The organism is Paraperlucidibaca wandonensis, assembly GCF_042677145.1.
Taxonomy (GTDB): Bacteria; Pseudomonadota; Gammaproteobacteria; order Pseudomonadales; family Moraxellaceae; genus Perlucidibaca; species Perlucidibaca wandonensis.
Genome location: NZ_JBHTIT010000001.1, coordinates 1,213,904 through 1,234,214, shown reverse-complemented (window position 1 = coordinate 1,234,214; position 20,311 = coordinate 1,213,904). Strand labels below are relative to the sequence as shown.

Sequence of the window (20,311 nt, the reverse complement as noted above, 5' to 3'; positions counted from 1 at the left end):
AGCGCTTAGCCGTTACACTAAGCGCTTGAATTAAACGAAAAAAATATGTCAGCTCAGTGACATCACAGGATGAAGCAAATGAATGCTGAGGAATTAGCACCTGCCGTGCGTAAAGGCAGCATTAGCCAAGATGACTTAATTCAGGCGGCAATGTCCTTGATTGGCCCGACACGCAGCATGGCGACCTTGAGCTTGCGCGAAGTGGCACGCACGGCCGGCATCGCACCGAATAGTTTTTATCGGCATTTTCGCGATGTCGATGAGCTCGGTATCGCCTTAATAGCATTGGCAGGTAGTAGCTTGCGTCATGTCTTTAGCGAGGCTCGGCAGCGCATCAGTGCTGGTAGCAGTGTGGTGCAAACATCTTTGAACGTGTTTTATGAGCAACTTAATGCCAAAGAGCGTTATTTAGAGCTATTACTCTGCGAAGGTCGTGTTGGCTCATTGGCGTATCAGGCCGAAGTCGACCGGCAGTTGCAATTTTTTGAGCATGAATTAACCAGTGATTTGATTCGCCTAGAAGCACAAAACGCCAATAAACTGCATGAGCCGACTATTGTGGCGAAGGCGATAACGCGTTTGGTGTTTAGTATGGGTGCGCAGGCTGTTGCTAAGTCGCCCGAGCAACAGCAGGAGTTACTCGAGCAAACCGCGACCATGGTGTATATGATTTTGGCTGGCGCGCGTGCATTGGCAGCTCCAACCGAACCCACAGTTTAAGGAAATACGTATTGATGGCTGAAAACTTCGCCCAAATCTTAGTGCTGCTGTCGGTCTCGGTCAGTGTCATTGTTATATTTCAACGCCTACATATACCTACGAGTCTGGGTTACTTGCTGGTGGGCATTATTCTTAGTCCGCACACCATTGGCCCAGCTTTGGACGTGCCTGAAATTAAAGGGCTTGCTGAGTTTGGCGTGGTGTTCTTGTTGTTCACCATTGGTTTGAACTATTCCTTGCCGCAATTGCATGCTTTGCGTGGCCAAGTCTTAGGCTTAGGTACTGCGCAGGTAGCGCTAGGCACCGCAGTCGTCATGGGTTTAGCCATGCTGGCGGGTATGCCCACGGCTGCTGCCTTCGTTATAGGCGCTGTGTTTGCACAATCGTCGAGCACGATCATCGGTAGTCAGCTCACTGAGCAGGCCGAGCAAAACACGCCACATGGTCGTCTCGGCCTAGCAGTCTCGGTGTTTCAAGATGTCACTGCTGTGCCATTTTTGGTTGTCATTCCAGTACTTGGCATGGCGGTTTCTGCTGACGCGCTGGCGGGTATTTTAGGTCTGGCCATGGCCAAAGCTGCTTTAGCGTTTGCCTTGGTATTTTTTGTTGGCAAATGGCTGTTTCGCCCACTCTTTCATATTGTCACCAAGCAGCAGTCACTGGAGGCATTGACTCTGGCGGTGCTGCTTGTGGTTCTTCTGGCTGCTTGGTCAACAAATCAACTCGGGTTATCACTGGCGTTTGGCGCGTTTTTGGCCGGTATGATGCTGGGTGAAACCGAGTTTAGGCATCAAGTTGAGTCCAGTATTAGGCCTTTTCGTGATGTGTTATTAGGGCTATTTTTTATTGGCGTGGGCATGTTGTTAAACCCGGCCTCGCTGCCAGACATATGGCCTCAGGCGTTGCTTGGCATGGTGGTTTTACTGCTTAGCAAAATCATTATTGTGCTCACGGTGGTACGTCGCAGTGGCTTTGACTGGGAATCTTCTTTGCGCACGGCCTTGATTGTTTCAGTTGGCGGTGAGTTTGGCTTGGCGCTGTTGGCGTTGGCACTAGATGCTCAAGTTGTAGATATACGCTTGGGCCAAGTTATTCTGACTTCGGTGTTGTTTTCCATGGTTGTTGGCGCCATGTTGATTCGCTTTAATGGCCCGATTGCACGACTGTTGACCTCTCGCCGAAAAGCCACCAAGGCTAATCCTGCGGCGATTGAAGTGCCTGCACAATCGGTCTTGATTGGTGGCTATGGCCGCGTTGGCCATACCTTGGCAGTACTGCTACAAACAAATGGCATTCCCTATATTGCCTTTGATAGTGATCCCAAGCGGGTTGAGCAGGGGCGTATTGATGGTCACCATGTATTCTTGGGTGATATTTCTGATCCTGAGCTGCTGGCATCGATCCAGTTAGAAAAGATCTCTCTCGCCATTCTGACTACATACGAGTCTGATATGGGTCTGCGTGCAACTAGTTTGCTGCACAAGCGTTGCCCGTATGTGCCGATCATTGCACGTGCCGAAGATTTGCAGATGTCATCACAGCTGATAGCAGCTGGCGCAACGCATGCCTATCCAGAAGCAATTGAGGCCAGCCTGCGCTTAGCGGCTACGGCGATGACTATGTTGAATATGCCTAGCACTGAAGTGGACGCCATCATGCAGGGCATTCGCGACTGGGATTACCAACCAGTGTTGGAAGAGGATGCGACGAAGTAGTTTTTAGTTGTTTTCGAGATAGAAGACTTCGCGTCAAGCGCGCATAAAAAAGCCGAGACTCATCACTGAGCTCGGCTTTTTTATAGCAGGTGAAGGCGATTAGCCTTCGATAGCTTTTTTGATACGACCTAATGCATCTTCAAGCACGCTGGGCGCTGTGGCGTAGGAAATACGCATATGGCCATCGAGACCAAAAGCCGAACCTGGCACCACGGCAACACCAACGGTGTTGAGCAGATGCTCAGAGAAGGCGAGGTCGTTTTCTAAGCCGAGCTTGGCGATTGCGCCTTCAACATTAGCAAAGGCGTAGAACGCACCATCGGCTGCTGAGCAGGAGATGCCTTCAATCTTGTTCAACGTCTCTACCACATAGTCGTGGCGTTCTTTGAAGGCTTTAACCATGGGCACTAAAACGTCTTGTGGGCCATTGAGTGCAGCTTCGGCGGCGGCTTGTGAAATTGATGCCGGGTTTGATGTTGACTGTGACTGCACTTTTTTCATGGCGCCAATCAGTTTGGCGGGGCCAGCGGCGTAACCGATACGCCAGCCAGTCATGGCATAGGCTTTCGACACGCCATTAAGCACGATGGTTCGGTCATACATATCGGGTGCGACGGTCACGATGTTTTCGTATTTTTCAGTCGTCCAGATGATGTGTTCGTACATATCATCGGTGGCTACGAGAATGCTTGGGTGTTTGCGTAGTACTTCGACCAAGGCTAACAACTCAGCTTTGGTATAGACCATGCCAGTTGGGTTGGATGGTGAGTTTAGTACGAGTAAGCGAGTTTTCGGCGTGATGGCTGCTTCGAGTTGCGCGGCAGTGATTTTATAGCCTTGTGACTGCGGGCACTCAACGATGACAGGCTTGCCATCGGCGACTAACACCATGTCGGGGTAGCTCACCCAATATGGCGCAGGAATGATGACTTCATCGCCAGCATTCAATAGCGCCAAAGTCATATTGAAGAAACTTTGTTTACCACCACTAGACACCAAAATTTGATTCAGCTCGTAATCTAGGCCTTGATCGCGTTTGAATTTAGCAATGATGGCTTTTTTCAAACCTGGCGTGCCGTCAACCGCTGTGTATTTGGTTTTGCCTTGAGCAATAGCTTCGACTGCCGCTGCTTTTACGTGATCTGGGGTGTCGAAATCTGGCTCGCCAGCACCTAAGCCAATAATGTCTTTACCCGCTGCTTTTAGCTCAGCGGCTTTATTGGTAACCGCGAGAGTTGGCGAGGGTTTGATGCTGAGTACACGATTCGATAGTTGGATATCCACTGACGACTCCTTGGCCTTTTGGGCATGGTCTAATAGGGCAAAAAACGGCTCATATCTTACCTGATTCAGGTCGTAGTGAATACCTGAGTGCCGAGCATGGGTGTCAGTAATGGCGTGGCGCCGGCTTCGCGTATCTCGTCTAAAAAGCCGAGTAGGTCGACGCCGGGGAGTAAGTCGGGCTCCGCTTCAAGCGGCGTTACCATGGTGTCCCAATGACAGGGAATGACCCAGCGTGGGCGCAGTAGGCTAATGGCATCGCGGACATAATTTGGTCGTGCTTGGCGGCCAATAGCGCATAGACACAGAATGTCGCAGCGCTGGCCTTGTAACTGCTCATTGATAAAGTCGGCGGAGTCGATGTGCATTACTTTTAAAGAGCCGGTGTCGACCAGCCAATTCAGCACTAAGCCATGACGCAATTCATGCATGCGCGGCGGCCACGGCGGTGGGGTGCTGAGATCTCCGGGGAATGGGATACGACCCATTATCTTGCCGTGCAGTGAGGGTAGGCCGCGCACAGTCCATGGCCCAGAGGCGATGTCTTCATTGCCATCGGTAGCGAGTAGTTGTGACTCGGGCAGGCCTGCGGCAAGGCCGACTTGGCGCGTGGCTTGTGAGCCGATTAAGCGCGCGCCAGTTTGTTTGCAGAGATCAGGACCATCGAGAATATGGTCGTGATGGGCGTGGCCGATGAGCACGTCATCGGCGTGTGGGATATGTTTTTTTATTAGCTCGGCGTTGGGTATTAAGCGTTGTGTGAGCGAGGCAATGATGCCGGGGCGGGTCAGGTACGGGTCGAGCACGATGGTGCGATCGCGGTGGCTGATGACGAAGCCGGCGGTGCCTAGGTAGCGGATGCTGAGGGCATCCGAGTTGTGTGCATCCGCGGCGTTAACAAGGCTGCCTTCAGCCTCGGCTAGCGCGTGCGGCTGCTCAGAGATGACATAGGGCAGCGGCTGGCGTGGTGCCAATCCGATGAGTTTCTTCCAAGCTGCCATGACCATCTCCTGTTTTTTTAACCACCGTTTATTTTAGCCGCTGCGCCCAGCCACATACGCCGCAGTCAACGCATCTTGCGGTTGCTCAAAGACCTGCTGGCAAGCGCCGAACTCGATTAAGCGGCCTTGCTGTTCGCGTGTCCAGAAAAATGCCGTGTAGTTAGCAATGCGCCGCGCCTGCGCCAGATTATGCGTGACAATGATGACGGTATAGCGACCACTTAAGCGCTTAATTAGCTCTTCCACCACGCTCGCCGAGAGCGGGTCGAGTGCGCTGCAGGGCTCATCCATGAGTAAGATTTCGGGCTCCAACACCAGCGCGCGAGCAATGCACAGGCGTTGTTGTTGACCGCCGGATAAGCGCAGGGCGGGGCTATGCAAGCGCTCGGCGATTTCATCCCAGAGACCGACATCGCGCAGGGCTATTTCAATGCGGCGCTCGCGTTCGGCTTTATCGCGCACGCCATGCTCGCGTAAGGGCAAATCGAGATTGCGATGAATGCTGAAAGGAAAGGGGTTGGGACGCTGGAAAATCATGCCAATGCGGCGGCGCAAATTCAGTGCATCGATGCTGGCAATATTCAGTCCATCTAGCAAGATTTCACCGCCAACTTGGCAGTCAGGCAGATGTTCACTGAGGCGATTGAGACTGCACAGCAAGCTGGTTTTACCGCAGCCCGAGGGGCCAATCAGCGCCGTGATGCAGCCGCGTGGAATATCCAAGCTGACCTGTGAAAGCACAGTGTCTGCGCCATAACGCACACTGACATTGCTCAGGCTGAGATGCGCTTTCGGCTCGCAGCAGGCCTGCGTCTCAATGAGATCACCGAGGCTGGTGGCGTTCATATGCGTATGCTCCCGCGTAACCATCGGGTGCCGACCAGCGTTGCTGCGCCATTGACCAGCAGCAGCACGCTAATAAGCACTAAGGCGGTGGCGTAGGCATTGGCATCGCCACCGGTGACATTCATCGATAAATCATAGATATGCAGCGCCATGACGCGACCAGAGTCGAACATCGATTCCGGGTAGCGATCGACATAGCCACTGGTAAACAGCAGCACGGCGGTCTCGGCTAAGATGCGTCCGATGCTGAGCATGAGGCCCGCGAGTATGGCCGGCATGGCCACGGGCAGCAGCACGCAGCGCAAGGCGGCGGTGCGCGATAAGCCAAGTGCTAGCGCGCCGCGTTGCCAGTCGGCAGGGACGGCGGCCAAGCCCATCTCGGTGGTGCGAATGAGCAGCGGCAAAATCATGCAGGCCAGCGTGAGGCCGCCGGAAAGGATGGAAAACCCCATGCCCATCCAGATGCAAAAACACGCGGCACCAAAGAGGCCGAAAACGATGGAAGGCACGCCGGCAAGAATGTCGAGCAAAACTCTCACGGTGCGTAATAAACGCCCGCCGCCGGCGGTGAAACTGTGCAGCCAGAGTGCGCTGCCAAGGCCCAGCGGCAGCGCCACAGTGAGTGCGATGGCCAGCACCCAAAGCGTGGAGACGATGATCGGCGCGATGCCGCCTGAGCGGCCAGCGCGTGTGGGTTCGCTGAGCAGGAAATCGAGGCTGAGATGAGCGAGGCCTAGGCGTAAAATATCGATAAGTATCCACGCAAAAATACCGGTGACAAGTGCGGCGCAGAGCCAGAGTAGCGCCGAGATTAACTGGCTGCTGAACACTGTGCGCGGGTTTGCCATTAGGCTCATGCGCTTACTGTGCATAGGTGACTCCGCGCGCGCTATGGCGATGCGCCCACCAGGCCAATACGGCAACTAAGGCCATGAGCACGACGCCGGTAACAAATAAGCTGGCGCGATGATTGCCGGTGGCATAGGCCATCTCTAGAGCCATATTGGCGGTGAGTACGCGCACGGAATCAAACACGCTGCCGGGGATTTGCACCACGTTGCCAGCGACCATGAGTACGGCCATGGTCTCGCCGAGCGCGCGGCCCATCGCCAACAAAGCTCCACTGGCGATACCGGCACGGGCGGCGGGCACGACCACGCGCCATTCGCTGCTGGCGCGACTCAAGCCCAGTGCGAAGGCGCCGTGAGCATAGTGCACTGGTACGGCAGCGATGGCGGCTTCGCTGGTCAGCGCCACGGTGGGCAGAATCATCAGCGCTAAAATTAAGATGGCAGCAAGCAGGCTCGCACCCGGCGGGGCGATTTGCGCAATCAGCGGCACCATCACGGTAAGGCCCCAGAGGCCAAACACCACTGATGGAATGCCGGCGAGCAGCACAATGAGGCGGCGGTAGCCATTGGCAATTGGTGTGGGCGCGTGAAAGCAGAGAAAGACGGCGGAGGCGATGCCGAGTGGTAGAGCAAGCAGCATCGCGCCGAGGCTGGCGGCTAAGGTCGCCACCAACATGGGCCAGAGATTGAATTGGCCGGATGATGGATACCAGCCATCGCTAGTGAAAAAGGCTTGCCAATGGCCGTTGACGAGCACGGGCCAGGCCTCGCGCAAGAGAAAAGCGGCGATGAAAATTACCAGCGCCGCTGACCACAGCGCCAGTAGGCGAGTGCTGAAGGCTAGCGCGGCATCAGCGCGCCACGGGAACAAAATACTGATCCTTGACGATGTCATGCACCGCAGCGGATTGCGCGAAATCGATAAAGCGCTTGGCTAAACCGCTAGGCTTAGGTGTGGTCACGAGGTTCAGCGGTCGCGCCAGCGGAAAAGTTTCGTTGCTGACATTGGCTACCAGCGCTTTCACGCCATCGAGCGCGAGTAGGCGAATCGGCGTGCCGACTTCGGCTTCGTATTCGGCGGTGCCAATGGAGACATAGCCGATAGCACCCGGGTTACCTGCGACAGTTTTAATGCCTTGTTGGTTATCGCCAATAATTACTTGCGCGCGGATTTGCTCATTCTTCAGACCGAAGAACTGCGTAAATAACTCCAGCGTTGAGCGTCCTTCGGCTTTATTGACCACGGTGATGGCTTGGTCGCGCCCGCCTAGTGTTTTCCAATTGGTGATCTTGCCAGTGTAGATCGCGATAATTTGCGCCTTGCTCAGCACCTTCACAGGATTGCTGGCATGGGTGATGACGGTGACGCCATCGCGCGCGATGAGGTGGGCTTTGAGGTCGGCCTCCTCAGGCTTTAAGGCGCGCGAGACCATGCCGATGTCGGCGAGACCGGAGCGGGCATCGCTAATGCCGCGCGATGAACCGCCAGACTGCACATCAATACGCACGCCCGGATTAAGTGACTCAAAGCGGCGGCCAATCTCTAAGGCCAAGGGCGCGATGGTGCTGGAGCCGGTGAGCACGAGCTTGGTGTCGGCAGCAAAACTGCTGGTGCTAAGAGCCATCAAAGCGAGTGCGGCGAGGGTGCGCAAGTTCATCTGTCGCTCCAAAAGTTGATGCGCTTAAGCGTCATGTTTTGCTAGGCAATTAGCAGCAACTGGCGCCATCGTTACTGCCTGCATTTATCGTCGCGTCAAACGGCACGCTGCCGCCGCAATCGGCGAACAAACCATAGTGCGTTTTGAAGTTGCCGATGAACTCGAAGTGCTCGCGAAAGCGCGTGTCGGCGAGCATGGCCCAGGTGTTGCCGCAGACCGGGAAGACTTTGCCGGCCTCGATGTAATGGTGTTTATCGAGCACAAAAGCATGGGCGTTATCGGGCACGCTGCCACGATAAATCACAGCCTGACCATAGTCTTCGCAAGCGGGTTCTAGGCCATCGAGCTTAAACAAGCGGTAAGTCGCCGAGAAGAAGCGCAGCGTGCCGGTCACGGCGGCAATGGCGGGGTCGGTAATCGCCAATGGCCGATCTTCGACCAAGCGTGGGTCGGCAAAGCCGTGGCGCTTAGACAGCGAGACGAAATCATTCCAATACAGTGCGCCACCGAGGCATTCACCATAGATGACGGGATCGGCGCGTACGGCCTCGGGCACTCGGCGATCGGCATAAACATCGCTGAAATAAAACTCGCCGCCGGGCTTGAGTAGGCGCTGAATCTCGCGCAGTACGGCGTCTTTATCGGGCGAGAGATTGATCACGCAATTCGACACGATGACATCGAAGCTGGCGTCTTCTAGGCCGAGCTCATCGAGTTTTTCAATATAGCCTTTGATAAAGCGCACATTGTCGAAGCCAAATTGCTCGGCATGCCAGGCGCGATGATTCTCTGCTACGGCCAGTTGCTCATCGGTCATATCGACGCCGATGACTTCGCCGCTGGCACCGACCAATTGCGCCAGTGCATAGACATCGCGCCCAGTGCCGCTGCCAAGATCGAGCACGCGGCAGCCTTCGAGCAAGGGCGGGCAGACCAAGCCGCAGCCGTAATAGCGCGACAATACTTCAGGATGGATATTGCTGAGCAGCGGCTTTAGCCAGTTCGGCATGGAGGAGAAATCGCAGCAGGCCGTGGTTTTTAAATCGGCGCTGGATTGCAGCTGGCGGCCGTAATAATCCTGCACGCTATCGAGTGTGGCCTGATTTGTTGATGTGGTCATTTTGAGGCTCCTATTACTGGCATGTGTCATCGCGCGTGGTGAGACGGAAATCGGCGAAATAGGCATGGGCTTTTTCACCGGTATTGTCGGTGTCTGAAGCCACGGCGAGCAGCGCGGGTTTTGCTGCTTGATCAGGGAAGTATTTTTGGATGTCCGCACTTAAATCGCGACGCACGCTGACCCATTGCCCAGCTTTCGCAGGACCGGAATTGACCACGATCATGCGAGTGAGATCGGTGTAGGCGTTGGCCATGGATGTGCCGACGGGGTAGCGGTTATCCCAGACGTAGTTCAGTGCGCCGTCGGGCACTTGGCTGCCAAAGATGGCGCGGCCAATCTTGAGTTTAGCGCGTGTGACAAAGCTCATTTTTTCTGCTGGGATGCTGAGTGCGACATAGACGCGGGCGGTGTAATCGTCACCCGCTTTGGTTTTCATATTGGCATTTTTCAATGGTGCATCGATGCGCCAACTCCAGCACAGCACCGGCGTTTTTGCCAGGTCAACGCTCACAGCTCGGCCCATGAGCGCCATGCTGTTATCGGCTGTGGCCTCGATGCCGGTGATGCCATCGACGGTGCTGACGCGATACTCGGTGGGCTTGAGTTTGCTGCTGATGAGTGCGCGCTGCCATGGTGCCGGTACGTTGGCGGCAGGTTCGGTAAAGCGGCTCAGCGCAATGGGATCGGCGCTGACTGAGGTGCTAATGAGTGCGCTGCTTATCACGGCAGTGAGTAGTAAAAATGAGTGTGTTTTCATGATGAGCTCGGCTTAGCGAATCATTGGCAAAGGCCAATGATCGGGCAGGTAAATAAGGTCTTCCGGTGTATCGATATCGTGGCTGAGTGCGCGGATTTGATAGTTCCAGCCCAGCGCATCGAGGCGCTCATAGGTGATTTTCGCCACCGCTTCTGTGCTCCACGGCAGCGCGTTAAACAAGCTGTTATGACTCTTGCGTAGACCGAGCAGAGTGTAGCCGCCGTCCTCACTGGGGTGGATGACAGCATCGTGTTCGGCGAGCGCTGCACTGGCCTCGCGCAACCAGTCGCTGCTGAGTTCAACGCAGTCAGTGCCGACCAAAATCACGGCTTGATGATCGGCTAAGGCAGCCTCGGCAGCTCGCTGCATGCGCGCGCCTAAATCGCCATCGCCCTGCGCTACGCAAGTGATGTTTTCAGGCAGGTTCTGAACTTGCCACGCGACATCATCAGGTGCTGGATCGCTACATAAGATGATCTCGGCAAAGCCTGCTTCTTGCGCAAATTCGAGGGTGGTGGCGAGCATGCGTGCGGCTAAGTCGGCGGCGCCATGCTCGCCAAGTGCTGGACTCAGACGTGTTTTACAGCGGCCTGGTGTTGGCGCTTTGGCAAAAATAATTAAAGCGGTCATGCGTATTCCTGAGCAATAGTCTCGGCGGAAGCACCGCGCCAATAGCGCCAACGTAGCCGCCACATCAGCCAAATCGTTGGCCATAAACCGTCGCGCTGCCAGCGTCTACCCGATGTCGTTACGCGCTGACGCAGACACACCGGCGCGCTTAACTGGCGCAGCTTTTTGCTGAGTTCGACATCCTCCATGATGACTTGTTTAGGCACGCCACCGGCGGCGGTCAGTGCTGCTCGCGTCATAAATATGGCTTGGTCGCCGGTGGCAATGCCGGTGAGGCGCGAGCGCCAATTCATCATGAAGGCGACCATGTTTAGGCCGCGTACGGTGCCAGCAATTTGCACATCGAAGCGGCCCCAGCAGGCACTGCCAGTCGCGAGTGCTTGTTCGATTAGGCTCAAGGCATTGCTAGGCAGCACGGTGTCGGCATGCAAAAACAGTAAGTTGTCATGTGTGGCAAGCGTTGAGCCAAGCGCAAGCTGATAACCTCGGCCACGCTGTGGGCAGCGCAGCACGGTAAAGCCCGCGCCTTCGAGGTGTTCGGTAGTGGCATCTGTGCTTTGGCCATCGACAATGATTATCTCAGCATCGAGTTCGCGCAAATGCTTGAGGCGGCCAATCAGTTCATCGATTAGCTCGGCCTCATTGAGTACCGGCACGATAATTGAGATGCCAGCAGCATGGCGGCTTTCAGCGCTAACTGCTTGGTCTCTCGAGTTGCTTGTGGGCATTAATCACCACCTCGCATCCAGCGGTGATAGCGCTCAACCCAACGCAACACACCTTGTGGCGCATGCGCACGTTTCCACTCGCCAGCCGCGTATTTATTCGCCTCAGCCCAGGTTGGGTAGGTATGAATCGTGCCCAAAATCTTATTTAGCCCAAGGCCATGCTTCATTGCCAAGACATATTCGGCGAGCAAGTCGCCAGCGTGTTCACCGACAATGGTCACGCCCAAAATCGTATCTTTGCCTGGCGCCGTGAGTACTTTCACAAAGCCATGGGCGGCGCTGTCGGCAATGGCGCGATCAAGATCATCAATACCATAGCGCGTAACTTCGACAGCGATGCCTTGCTCTGCCGCTTCTTGCTCGCTCAAGCCCACGCGTGCGACTTCTGGGTCAATAAACGTGGTCCAAGGAATCACGCGGTAATCGACTTTGAAGCGCTTAAATTGGCCAAATAGAGCGTTGACTGCGGCATACCAGGCTTGATGAGCGGCGACGTGAGTAAATTGATAGGGTCCAGAGACATCGCCAGCAGCATAAATATTGGGATAGAGCGTTTCCAGATAATCGTTGGTGGTGACCGTGCGCGCAGTGGGGATGCCTAACTCTTCTAGGCCATAGCCACTGAGGCGCGGTGAGCGGCCAACGGCGCAAATGATTTCATCAAAGACAATGCGCTGTTCGCTGCCTTCATGCTCAATAACTAAGGTATTGCCATCTTCGACGCGCAAGGCTTTGTGTTGTGTCAGCACGTTTACGCCATCGTGAACTAGGCTTTCTAGGGCGTAGGCAGAAACGTCGATATCTTCGCGAGCGAGTAGGCGATCGCCCATTTCCACTTGCGTCACATTGGCGCCGAGGCGGGCAAAACTTTGTGCTAATTCGCAGCCAATCGGCCCGCCGCCAAGCACAACCAAACGTGCTGGCACTTGGTCTAGTTCGGCAAATTTAGCCCACAGTGTATCGCTGGTGACGCAGACATCGGCTAAGCCCGGCAGCGGTGGTACAAACGGTGCAGCACCGGCGGCAATAATGATGCTGCGCGCGGTCAGGCGCTCACTCTGGCCATCGGGTTGAGTGATTTCCACGGTCCATGGATCGATGAGTTTGGCGTAGCCTTGGCGGACATCGACACCGAGGTTGGTGTAGCGCTCAACGCTGTCATGCGGCTCGATGGCGGCGATGACAGCATGGATGCGGGCCATCACGGCACGAAAGCTAAAGCGCGCAGTGTGTGATTCCAGACCATAGTCTTCGCCATGGCGCATTTGCTTGGCGAGCTTGGCGCTGCGAATCAAGGCCTTGCTCGGCACACAGCCATAGTTCAGGCAGTCGCCGCCCATTTTATGTGCCTCGATCAAGGTCACTTTTGCCTTCACGGCGGCGGCGATATAGGCGCTGACCAAACCAGCGGCACCGGCACCGATAACGATGAGGTTGCGATCGAAAGTCTTAGACTTCTGCCAGCGTGCATAGACTTTACGGCGTTGCAGCCAGCTGGTGATGGCTTTGGCAATAAACGGAAAGATGGCGAGTAGGGCGAATGAGAGCAGCATCGCAGGTGAAATAATGCCCTTTAATGAATCTAGCTGCGCCAGCTGTGTGCCAGCATTTACATAGACCACGGTGCCGGCAAACATGCCGATCTGACTAACCCAGGCATAGGTCCAGACGCGAATTGGCGTGAGGCCCATGAGTAAGTTGACGAGAAAAAACGGGAACACGGGTGCTAGTCGTAGCGTGAATAAGTACAGCGCGCCATCGCGAGCGATACCGTCGTTGATGGGCTTGAGGCGGGCACTGAACTTTTCTTGCACGCTGTCGCGGAATAAATAGCGCGATAATAGGAAGGCTAGCGTCGCGCCAAGCGTGGAGGCAAAGGAGACCAAAATGGTGCCTTGCACGAGGCCAAATAAAGCACCTGCGGCGAGCGTTAAAATAGCGGCGCCCGGCAGTGATAGAGCCGTGGCGACCACGTAGATGGCGAAGAAGCTACCAGCAAATAGCAGTGGTTGCTCAGCTTGCCATTGTGCCCACTGGGCTTGACCTTCGCGCAGGCCGTCAAGGCTAAGGACATTGAGCACGCCGGATTGTTGCAGGGTAACGATGGCCGTAATGACGACGGCGGCGATTAGCCATTTTTTCATAAAGCGATACTCGAAGCGGGCGAAGTGTTGAAAATAAACCGATAAAGCGAATCAGTGACCTTAGTCATGCAGCGCACCACCACAGCTGCTGCCTTGGCCGGCGGTACAGCCATAGCAATGATCTGCGATATGAATCGGATTATTGTCGTAATTGCTGTGGAGTAAATCGCGCAGATTGGGCGCAGCATTCTCTGTATCAGGCAGGCGCAAGCCTAGCTGCTGGTTAAAGTCGCAGTCATACAACGAGCCTTCGTAATCCACGCTAATGGTGCTGCGGCACATCAGCTCGGCAAGGTTGCCGGCGGCATAATTAGCCTTGAGCAAATCCATATAGTCGTGAAACTGGCCTTTAGAAATCAGCATGCTGCCAAAGCGCTGAATGGGCATATTGGCAAGCGTAAACAACTGATTAAAGCGAATGCCAAAATGCGCCATCAGTTCGCGTTTGTAGTCGATCTCTAGCGCGTGTTGGTCGGGCGGCAGGCTTGGGCCTTGCGGGTTGTAGACTAAGTTCAATGTGAGCTTTGGGTCGCTGCCATAGCCCAGAGCATTGAGCTGCTGCAGGCCTTTAATGCTTTTATCGAAGACGCCATCGCCACGCTGCTTATCAACATTTATTGCGCTATAGCAGGGCATCGAGGCCACGACGGTGACGTTATGTTCAGCAAGAAAAGCAGCGGTATCTTCATGGCCAGGTTCAAACAAAATCGTCAGATTGCAACGATCAATCACTTGCACGCCCAACGCATGAGCCGCACGCACGACATCACGAAAGCGATGATGAATTTCTGGCGCGCCACCGGTTAAGTCGAGCTGGCGAATATTATGTCGCTTGAGAATCTCAGGGATGAGATCGATCATCTCATCGCTCATCATTTCGGTGCGCGTAGGGCCGGCGTTAACGTGGCAATGCAAACAGCGCTGGTTACACTTATAGCCAAGGTTGATTTGCAGCGTCTCAATGGCGCGACGGCGAATCGCGGGGAAGTCGGTGGCTTCAAGTAGTGGCAGCGTGGCTAGCATAGGAGTCTCTAGTCTTAATAGGTGTTGGTAATGAATAGACGCATGCTGCGGCCTGTTCGTTACAGGCGCAATTGCGCAGAGTGGGAATACTTATAAATCGGCTAAACGGTAGCGCTCGACAAAGCGTGTATCGATCCAACGTTTCAGCCACCAGAGCCAACGGCCGCTAAGTACTAGTGGCCCCCACGATAAAATCGCGTGCTCAGGGCCGGTGGCCAGTAAAAACAGCGAAACAGGCTTTGGCCGGTAGGGCAGCAATTGCCAGCGTGCTTGGCAGTGATGGTTTAGGGCATGCCGTAGATTTTTTGCCAATACAGGGCCGGCCATCACCGCGTGAACTCCTGCTCTTGTAATGGCAAGGTGTTCGGGAGCGCTGACATCGCCAATGGCAAATACGCTCGGGTGTGATTGGCTTTGCAGGGTGTCATTGATGGCGATAAAGCCATTTTTGCTGCGGCGCAAATCGCTTTCTGCGATCCATTCGGGGGCACTAGCTCCGGTGGCAACAATGACTAAATTAGCGGCCAACTCATGCCCAGAATCTAAGCTCACGCCGATGGGGCATAGCTGCGCGCGACCGCTGCGTATTTTTATCCCGCGTTTTTTCAACCAATGCGCGGTGGTTCTTGCTACTCGGCGATGATGGCCGGGAAGCAATGTAGTGCCGCTGACTAAGCTCACTTCTGCACCGCGATGAGCGTAGGCAAACGCCAGCTCAATGCCGCCTGCACCTGCGCCAACGACGACGACTTTGTTAGGGCATTTAGCTGTTAGCAGGCCATTTAATGGGCGCACCGACAACACCTCTGTTTCAGCGCTAGCAATGCCTGAAAGCTTGGCGGTAACGCTGCCGGTGTCTAGCGAGAGCAAGTCATAGTGCACGGTTTTGCCGCTGGCGAGCTGGCAGCATTGCCGTTCGGCATCAAGGCTAATGAGCGTATCGAGCACCACGGTAGCTCCGGCCGCTTTAGCATAGTCGGCCACGGCAATTTGGCATTGCTCCAAGCGCACATGGCCGGCGAGATAAGCGGGCAGCAGGCCTGAGTAAGTCAGCATGGGATCGGGCGTCACCAGCGTTACGCGTGCTGGGAAAGGATGCTGGCGCATAGCTTCAAGTACCGCCAAATGGCCGTGGCCGCCGCCAATCAGGACTAAGTGTTTTGGCTCGGGCGTGGTGTCTATAGTCAATGCTAAGTGACCTCACTGGATTGAGTTAATGCAGAATAGTGGCTTGACCTTAGCATGTCAGGGCATGGTAAAAGTTCAGCTCGTATTCATTTGTGAAAAGGCAGGGCAAGATGGCAAAGCCACGAATTGGCGTAATTGGCGGTAGTGGACTCTATCAAATGGCAGCCATCACCAATGTGCAAGAGCAAGTGGTGGAGACGCCGTTTGGCATGCCATCGGATGTGATTGTCACTGGCGAGTTGAGTGGTGTACCGGTAGCGTTTTTAACCCGCCATGGCCGTGGTCACCGCTTTCTGCCCAGCGAAGTACCGTATCGCGCCAATATCTATGCACTGAAATCTTTGGGCGTGGATTATGTCATCGCGGTGTCGGCCGTGGGTTCGTTGCAAGAGCATATGAAACCGCTGGATATGGTGCTGCCGAGCCAGTTTATCGATCTCACCAAGCAGCGCGCGCAGAGCTTTTTCGGTCAAGGCGCCATTGCTCATGTCTCGCTAGCGGAGCCGGTGTGTTTGGCGCTGCAATCGGTATTGGCTGAGGCCGTGCGTGAGGTGAAGCCTGTCGATGTTGAGCTGCACGTTGGCGCGACTTATGTCTGCATTGAGGGCCCGCAGTTTTCTACGCAGTCCGAATCGCATTGGTATCGCTCCATGCAAGCCGACATTATCGGCATGACCAATATGCCGGAAGCACGCTTGGCGCGTGAGGCCGAGATGGCCTATGCCACGCTGGCACTGGTCACCGATTTCGACTGCTGGCACCCGAAAGAGGCACATGTGAGTGCCAATATGGCGATTATGAATTTGATGCGTAATGCCGAGCAGGCGCAGGCGGTGGTGGCAAAAGCTATTGAGCTGCTGGCGGCAAGCTGGCCAGCATCGATTGCGCATAACGCGCTCGATGCTGGCTTGATTACTTCGCCTGCCGATATGGCTCCTGAGGTGCGCGAGCGCCTAGCCGCTTTAATTGCGCGCCGGCTTTAAATCGGCTTTAAGAGCATCAATTCGACTATCGCGGCCGCAAGACAGCCGGTAGTAGTTGTAGCGCACGGGGTTGGTTTTGTAATAGTTCTGGTGATAATCCTCGGCAGCATAAAACGTGCTGGCGGGGACGATTTTGGTGGCAATTTTAGCTTTAACGCGCTGCTGAAATGCCGCTAGGCTGCGTTTGGCAATGTTTAGTTGCTTCGCGTCTTGCGGGAAAATAGCTGGTGCATATTGCGAGCCACGATCGCAAAACTGACCGCCGTTATCTAGATAGTCGTGATGCGACCAGAAGTAGTTCACCAGTGTGTCGTAACTGACCACGGATGGGTCGTAGAAAACCTCCACAGCTTCGTAATGCCCGGTGCCACCAGCAGACACTTCCTGATAACTAGGGTTTTTCGATTTGCCACCGATATAGCCTGAGACAACTTCTGTCACGCCTTTCAGTTTTTCGTAGTCAGACTCGCTGCACCAAAAGCAGCCACCGGCAAAAATGGCGCTAGCCGTTTCAGGCTTTGCGCTAGCAGTTGTTGATGCAGTGCTTGTTGAGCTGGTGCTGGCTGCGGCCAACGCTATTGCGGCAGTGCAAGCCAATGCCGCGCTTACTACACCGGCTTTTATCCAAGAGATTTTCATCATTAACCTCGCAGCGCAGGCAGTTCAGTGCCTTCATCGACAAAGGCCAGTGCTAAGCCATTATTGCAATAGCGTAAGCCGGTTGGCGCTGGGCCATCTTTAAACACATGACCTTGATGGCCGCCGCAACGGGCGCAATGATATTCCGTGCGCAACATGAATAAGCTGCGATCGTCTTTGGTGCCAACCGCTTTCGGGATGACATCGAAAAAGCTTGGCCAGCCGGTGCCGCTTTCAAACTTTTGAGCGCTTTTAAATAAAGGCTGATAGCAGGCCGCACAAACAAAAGTGCCGAGCTTTTTATTGGCATTTAAAGGGCTGGAGTTTGGTCGTTCAGTATTTTCTTCAAACAGCACTGCCCAGGCTTTCTCGCTGACTTTATCGCGCCAAAAGCTTGCCGGCTTCGCCAGAGTGCCGAATGCCTTGCTGTCATCGTGAAAAAATCCGCTGGCATGCGCTAATGGTTTCGAGGCCCAGGCGCCAGCAGCGACAATGGCCGTGCCTAAAAAGGTATTTTTTAATGCAGTGCGACGATTCATTAGAGTGCTCCTAAGGCAGCCATGTGTGGTGCCTGTGTTTTAGACACGAGCAAGGCCTTCAGCGTTACACTGTGGCCCTAAATTGAGAGGTTGCCAATGTCACAAGCAGGGTCAAAAGCCGCGCCGAGTGCAAAAATTTCAGCTGATCAGAGCGTGAAGGCCAGCGTTATGCCTGAGGCCGAAGGCGAATTTCAGCTGGTATCGCGCTATCAGCCGGCAGGCGATCAGCCAACGGCCATTGCTGGCTTGGTTGAAGGTTTGCGCGATGGCTTAAGCCATCAAACGCTGCTGGGTGTCACTGGCTCAGGCAAGACTTTCACCATGGCCAATGTCATTGCGCAGATGCAGCGACCAGCGATCATTATGGCGCCAAATAAAACCTTGGCGGCACAGCTATACGGTGAATTTAAAGAGTTTTTCCCGAACAACTCGGTGGAATACTTCGTGTCTTATTACGATTACTACCAGCCTGAGGCTTACGTACCGTCTTCAGATACCTTCATCGAGAAAGATGCGGCGATTAACGAGCATATCGAACAGATGCGGTTATCGGCGACCCGTGCTTTATTGGAGCGTAGAGACTCCATCATTGTAGCCACGGTATCGGCGATTTACGGCTTGGGCGATCCACAGTCATATATGAAAATGCTGCTGCATATTGCTCGCGGTGATCGCATCGACCAACGTGGCATTTTGCGGCGTTTGGCTGAGTTGCAATACAAGCGCAATGACATCGAGTTTTTTCGCGGCTGTTATCGCGTACGCGGCGACATCATCGATGTGTATCCAGCTGAGTCTGATGCACAGGCAGTGCGCATTGAACTATTCGATGAAGAAGTGGAGTCGATTTACTGGTTCGACCCGCTAACCGGTGAAGCACGCCAGCGCGTTGCCCGCGTGACGATTTACCCAAAAACGCACTATGTGACGCCGCAGGAACGCATTCATGCGGCTATCGAGTCAGTTCAGATCGAGCTTAAAGAGCGAATCGAGTGGTATCGCGCCAATGACAAGCTGCTTGAAGCTCAGCGTATTGAGCAGCGCACAAAGTTTGATTTAGAGATGCTGCAACAGCTCGGTTATTGCCAAGGCATAGAAAACTATTCGCGCTATTTATCGGGCCGTGAGCCGGGCTCAGCACCGCCCACTTTGTTTGATTATGTGCCAGCTGAAGCGTTGTTATTTATTGATGAGTCGCACGTCACTGTGCCGCAAATTGGCGGCATGTATAACGGCGACCGTTCGCGTAAAGATAATCTAGTGACTTACGGTTTTCGTCTGCCATCGGCAATGGATAACCGGCCGATGAAGTTCACCGAATTCGAACGTATATCGCCGCAAACTATTTTTGTCTCGGCCACGCCTGGCGCATATGAGGCCGAGAAAGCTGAGGCGATCGTGGAGCAATTGGTACGCCCGACCGGCTTGGTTGATCCTGAAATTGAGATACGCCCAGCTAGTACACAGGTCGATGATCTGCTCTCGCAAATTCACACACGTGTTGCTGTTAATGAGCGGGTCTTGGTGACGACGCTAACTAAGCGCATGTCGGAAGATTTGAGCGAATATCTTAATGAGCATGGCGTGAAAGTGCGCTATCTGCATTCCGACATCGACACTGTTGAGCGCGTCGAAATCATTCGTGATTTACGTTTGGGCGTATTTGATGTGCTGGTTGGCATTAACTTATTGCGCGAAGGTTTGGACATGCCCGAAGTGTCCTTGGTGGCTATTTTAGACGCCGATAAAGAAGGATTTTTGCGCTCCGAGCGAGCCTTGATTCAGACCATTGGCCGTGCTGCACGCCACTTAAATGGTAAGGCAATTTTATATGCCGATCGCATCACAGGCTCAATGGAACGCGCCATTGCCGAGACTGATCGACGCCGCGACAAGCAAATAGCATTTAACCTTGAGCATGGCATCACACCCAAAGGCGTTATGCGCCCAGTCAGTGATATTTTGGAAACTTATGCCGGGGCAGCAGCAGCGAATGGTGGCGGCAAGCGTAGTAAACGTGGCGGCGATCGCACGGGCAGCTTGGTGAATTTGCGCGATCCGAAGGCTATTGCCGCTGAAATTACCGTATTGGAGAAGGCCATGATGGCTAGTGCGCGTAATTTGGAGTTTGAGGAAGCTGGGCGCATCCGTGATCACATCTCACAGCTACGGTCTCAGTTGTTAGTGGCAGGGTAATGAGGTTTTTGCCGTATTTTTAGGCATTTACAGCGTGCAATGCACGAATGTTGTGCACATGTCACTAGGGTGGCTGTGCATTTGCTGAGCGAATGCTAACTTAGCCGACGAAAAACTGTACAAACAGGCTAAGTCATTGATTTTAATCGATGATAAGTATTCGTTGAAAAAAGCGCCAAACGGTCAGAGGCCGCTTGTAGTGCGGACCCCGGCCGTTATCCTCGGACTTGCCCACAAAGTTATCCACAGCAATTGGGGATAACCTGCGAGCAGACTGTTTTGCGAGATAAGT

19 protein-coding genes are annotated in these 20,311 nt (G+C 54.3%); 4 read left to right on the top strand and 15 right to left on the bottom strand.

The features are described 5' to 3' along the window. The first annotated feature begins 78 nt into the window (after positions 1-78). Positions 79-720 carry an HTH-type transcriptional repressor FabR gene (gene fabR, locus ACFQ0F_RS05745; protein ID WP_340674536.1) on the top strand — a complete coding sequence of 214 codons (642 nt, stop codon included), beginning with the start codon at positions 79-81 and terminating at the stop codon, positions 718-720. Between the two features lie 14 nt (positions 721-734). After that, positions 735-2,435: a cation:proton antiporter domain-containing protein gene (locus tag ACFQ0F_RS05740; RefSeq protein WP_379070005.1), complete on the top strand. Its 1,701-nt coding sequence runs from the start codon at positions 735-737 to the stop codon at positions 2,433-2,435. Between the two features lie 99 nt (positions 2,436-2,534). Here the strand turns inward: ACFQ0F_RS05740 and ACFQ0F_RS05735 are convergent, their stop codons facing one another. From ACFQ0F_RS05735 to ACFQ0F_RS05675, 13 genes are all read right to left on the bottom strand, one after another. Beyond that, a complete protein-coding gene (locus ACFQ0F_RS05735; RefSeq protein ID WP_340674534.1) occupies positions 2,535-3,719 on the bottom strand; it encodes a pyridoxal phosphate-dependent aminotransferase in 1,185 nt (394 codons plus the stop codon). Between the two features lie 65 nt (positions 3,720-3,784). Beyond that, positions 3,785-4,717: an MBL fold metallo-hydrolase gene (locus ACFQ0F_RS05730; RefSeq protein ID WP_379070002.1), complete on the bottom strand. Its 933-nt coding sequence runs from the start codon at positions 4,715-4,717 to the stop codon at positions 3,785-3,787. Positions 4,718-4,750: 33 nt separating this feature from the next. After that, on the bottom strand, positions 4,751-5,563 hold the full coding sequence (locus ACFQ0F_RS05725) for a phosphate ABC transporter ATP-binding protein (RefSeq protein WP_379069999.1): 813 nt from the start codon (positions 5,561-5,563) through the stop codon (positions 4,751-4,753). Then, positions 5,560-6,435 carry a phosphate ABC transporter permease PstA gene (pstA, locus tag ACFQ0F_RS05720; protein WP_379069996.1) on the bottom strand — a complete coding sequence of 292 codons (876 nt, stop codon included), beginning with the start codon at positions 6,433-6,435 and terminating at the stop codon, positions 5,560-5,562. Before pstA ends, ACFQ0F_RS05725 begins: the two co-directional genes overlap by 4 nt. Next, on the bottom strand, positions 6,425-7,285 hold the full coding sequence (gene pstC, locus ACFQ0F_RS05715) for a phosphate ABC transporter permease subunit PstC (protein WP_340674530.1): 861 nt from the start codon (positions 7,283-7,285) through the stop codon (positions 6,425-6,427). The genes pstA and pstC overlap by 11 nt, the downstream gene beginning before the upstream one ends. Next, positions 7,266-8,072: a phosphate ABC transporter substrate-binding protein gene (locus ACFQ0F_RS05710; RefSeq protein ID WP_379069992.1), complete on the bottom strand. Its 807-nt coding sequence runs from the start codon at positions 8,070-8,072 to the stop codon at positions 7,266-7,268. The genes pstC and ACFQ0F_RS05710 overlap by 20 nt, the downstream gene beginning before the upstream one ends. 49 nt (positions 8,073-8,121) lie before the next feature. Continuing rightward, a complete protein-coding gene (locus ACFQ0F_RS05705; protein ID WP_379069989.1) occupies positions 8,122-9,192 on the bottom strand; it encodes a methyltransferase domain-containing protein in 1,071 nt (356 codons plus the stop codon). Positions 9,193-9,205: 13 nt separating this feature from the next. After that, a complete protein-coding gene (locus ACFQ0F_RS05700) occupies positions 9,206-9,949 on the bottom strand; it encodes a DUF3047 domain-containing protein (protein WP_379069986.1) in 744 nt (247 codons plus the stop codon). A 12-nt stretch (positions 9,950-9,961) separates the two neighbouring features. Beyond that, a complete protein-coding gene (locus tag ACFQ0F_RS05695) occupies positions 9,962-10,579 on the bottom strand; it encodes a TIGR04282 family arsenosugar biosynthesis glycosyltransferase (protein WP_379069983.1) in 618 nt (205 codons plus the stop codon). Then, complete coding sequence (locus ACFQ0F_RS05690; protein ID WP_379069980.1) at positions 10,576-11,307, bottom strand: TIGR04283 family arsenosugar biosynthesis glycosyltransferase; 732 nt, start codon at positions 11,305-11,307, stop codon at positions 10,576-10,578. The genes ACFQ0F_RS05695 and ACFQ0F_RS05690 overlap by 4 nt, the downstream gene beginning before the upstream one ends. After that, the gene (locus ACFQ0F_RS05685; protein ID WP_379069977.1) at positions 11,307-13,451 is read right to left on the bottom strand and encodes an FAD-dependent oxidoreductase; all 2,145 of its coding nucleotides are present in this window, start codon (positions 13,449-13,451) and stop codon (positions 11,307-11,309) included. Before ACFQ0F_RS05685 ends, ACFQ0F_RS05690 begins: the two co-directional genes overlap by 1 nt. A gap of 60 nt (positions 13,452-13,511) precedes the next feature. Beyond that, on the bottom strand, positions 13,512-14,474 hold the full coding sequence (gene arsS / locus ACFQ0F_RS05680; RefSeq protein WP_379069974.1) for an arsenosugar biosynthesis radical SAM (seleno)protein ArsS: 963 nt from the start codon (positions 14,472-14,474) through the stop codon (positions 13,512-13,514). 90 nt (positions 14,475-14,564) lie between these two features. Further along, complete coding sequence (locus tag ACFQ0F_RS05675) at positions 14,565-15,662, bottom strand: FAD-dependent oxidoreductase (protein WP_379069971.1); 1,098 nt, start codon at positions 15,660-15,662, stop codon at positions 14,565-14,567. Between the two features lie 110 nt (positions 15,663-15,772). On the opposite strand from ACFQ0F_RS05675, the gene mtnP reads away from it, so the two are divergent. Then, positions 15,773-16,645: an S-methyl-5'-thioadenosine phosphorylase gene (gene mtnP / locus ACFQ0F_RS05670; protein WP_379069968.1), complete on the top strand. Its 873-nt coding sequence runs from the start codon at positions 15,773-15,775 to the stop codon at positions 16,643-16,645. Here the strand turns inward: mtnP and msrA are convergent. Together msrA and msrB are read right to left on the bottom strand one after the other, a co-directional pair. After that, positions 16,625-17,287 (bottom strand): peptide-methionine (S)-S-oxide reductase MsrA, encoded by a 663-nt coding sequence (gene msrA / locus ACFQ0F_RS05665; RefSeq protein ID WP_379069965.1) that lies wholly within the window; start codon positions 17,285-17,287, stop codon positions 16,625-16,627. The genes mtnP and msrA overlap by 21 nt on opposite strands. Then, complete coding sequence (gene msrB / locus ACFQ0F_RS05660; protein ID WP_379069962.1) at positions 17,287-17,823, bottom strand: peptide-methionine (R)-S-oxide reductase MsrB; 537 nt, start codon at positions 17,821-17,823, stop codon at positions 17,287-17,289. The genes msrA and msrB overlap by 1 nt, the downstream gene beginning before the upstream one ends. A 168-nt stretch (positions 17,824-17,991) precedes the next feature. On the opposite strand from msrB, the gene uvrB reads away from it, so the two are divergent. Next, positions 17,992-20,019 carry an excinuclease ABC subunit UvrB gene (uvrB, locus tag ACFQ0F_RS05655; RefSeq protein WP_340674542.1) on the top strand — a complete coding sequence of 676 codons (2,028 nt, stop codon included), beginning with the start codon at positions 17,992-17,994 and terminating at the stop codon, positions 20,017-20,019. The last annotated feature ends 292 nt before the right edge of the window (positions 20,020-20,311 follow it).

Coding starts and splice junctions, on each gene's coding strand:
- fabR (WP_340674536.1), top strand. CDS start 79: ATGAATGCTGAGGAATTAGCACCTGCCGTGCGTAAAGGCAGCATTAGC.
- ACFQ0F_RS05740 (WP_379070005.1), top strand. CDS start 735: ATGGCTGAAAACTTCGCCCAAATCTTAGTGCTGCTGTCGGTCTCGGTC.
- ACFQ0F_RS05730 (WP_379070002.1), bottom strand. CDS start 4,717: ATGGCAGCTTGGAAGAAACTCATCGGATTGGCACCACGCCAGCCGCTG.
- ACFQ0F_RS05725 (WP_379069999.1), bottom strand. CDS start 5,563: ATGAACGCCACCAGCCTCGGTGATCTCATTGAGACGCAGGCCTGCTGC.
- pstA (WP_379069996.1), bottom strand. CDS start 6,435: ATGCACAGTAAGCGCATGAGCCTAATGGCAAACCCGCGCACAGTGTTC.
- ACFQ0F_RS05710 (WP_379069992.1), bottom strand. CDS start 8,072: ATGAACTTGCGCACCCTCGCCGCACTCGCTTTGATGGCTCTTAGCACC.
- ACFQ0F_RS05705 (WP_379069989.1), bottom strand. CDS start 9,192: ATGACCACATCAACAAATCAGGCCACACTCGATAGCGTGCAGGATTAT.
- ACFQ0F_RS05700 (WP_379069986.1), bottom strand. CDS start 9,949: ATGAAAACACACTCATTTTTACTACTCACTGCCGTGATAAGCAGCGCA.
- ACFQ0F_RS05695 (WP_379069983.1), bottom strand. CDS start 10,579: ATGACCGCTTTAATTATTTTTGCCAAAGCGCCAACACCAGGCCGCTGT.
- ACFQ0F_RS05690 (WP_379069980.1), bottom strand. CDS start 11,307: ATGCCCACAAGCAACTCGAGAGACCAAGCAGTTAGCGCTGAAAGCCGC.
- ACFQ0F_RS05685 (WP_379069977.1), bottom strand. CDS start 13,451: ATGAAAAAATGGCTAATCGCCGCCGTCGTCATTACGGCCATCGTTACC.
- arsS (WP_379069974.1), bottom strand. CDS start 14,474: ATGCTAGCCACGCTGCCACTACTTGAAGCCACCGACTTCCCCGCGATT.
- mtnP (WP_379069968.1), top strand. CDS start 15,773: ATGGCAAAGCCACGAATTGGCGTAATTGGCGGTAGTGGACTCTATCAA.
- msrA (WP_379069965.1), bottom strand. CDS start 17,287: ATGATGAAAATCTCTTGGATAAAAGCCGGTGTAGTAAGCGCGGCATTG.
- msrB (WP_379069962.1), bottom strand. CDS start 17,823: ATGAATCGTCGCACTGCATTAAAAAATACCTTTTTAGGCACGGCCATT.
- uvrB (WP_340674542.1), top strand. CDS start 17,992: ATGCCTGAGGCCGAAGGCGAATTTCAGCTGGTATCGCGCTATCAGCCG.